2 protein-coding genes are annotated in these 508 nt (G+C 58.1%); both read left to right on the forward strand.

The window, feature by feature from the left end; all coding sequences use genetic code 11:
• Positions 1-89 precede the first annotated feature (89 nt).
• Positions 90-368 (forward strand): acyl-CoA carboxylase epsilon subunit, encoded by a 279-nt coding sequence (locus tag A2J02_RS21850; RefSeq protein WP_068053483.1) that lies wholly within the window; start codon positions 90-92, stop codon positions 366-368.
• A gap of 14 nt (positions 369-382) precedes the next feature.
• Positions 383-508 (forward strand): biotin carboxylase N-terminal domain-containing protein (locus A2J02_RS27390; protein WP_152530500.1); only part of this gene is annotated, 126 nt, incomplete at its 3' end.

A 508-nucleotide genomic window follows, 5' to 3' on the forward strand; every position in this document is an offset into this window, starting at 1 on the left:
CACACCCGCGGCCAGATCGTCACCGCACTACGACTACTCGAACGCAAACAAGTCACCCTCCCACCCAAGAAACACGGAAACATCCCACTATGAGCGACGAAGCGAATCATGACGCAGCGAACGACGAAGCGAATCATGACGCAGTGAGCGAAGCGAATCATGATGCGGCGTCGGTCAGTTGGTCGTTTCGCGGAAGTCCGACGGACGTCGAGATCGCTGCTGTCGTTGCGGTTTTGACTGCCGCGCAGCCGTCGGTGGCCGAGGAATTGCCGGCCCCGATCGATCTGTGGGGTCGCCCGGAAGACATGCATCGCTACGGACTTTCAAATGCCCCAGCTCTTTTCGTCAATGCCCGATATGGCCAGTGAAGGAATTTCAGTACATGACTACCTCGACTTCCCATAAGAAAATCTCGAAGGTTCTTGTCGCCAATCGTGGTGAGATCGCGGTGCGGGTGATCCGGGCTGCGGCCGATGCCGGGTTGGCCAGTGTCGCTGTGTACGCCGAA

The sequence above is a fragment of the Rhodococcus sp. EPR-147 genome (assembly GCF_001647185.1).
In the GTDB taxonomy this organism is placed as follows: Bacteria; Actinomycetota; Actinomycetes; order Mycobacteriales; family Mycobacteriaceae; genus Rhodococcoides.

Excerpts from the sequence above, each read along its gene's own strand:
- A2J02_RS21850 (WP_068053483.1), top strand. The coding sequence starts at position 90 with ATGAGCGACGAAGCGAATCATGACGCAGCGAACGACGAAGCGAATCAT.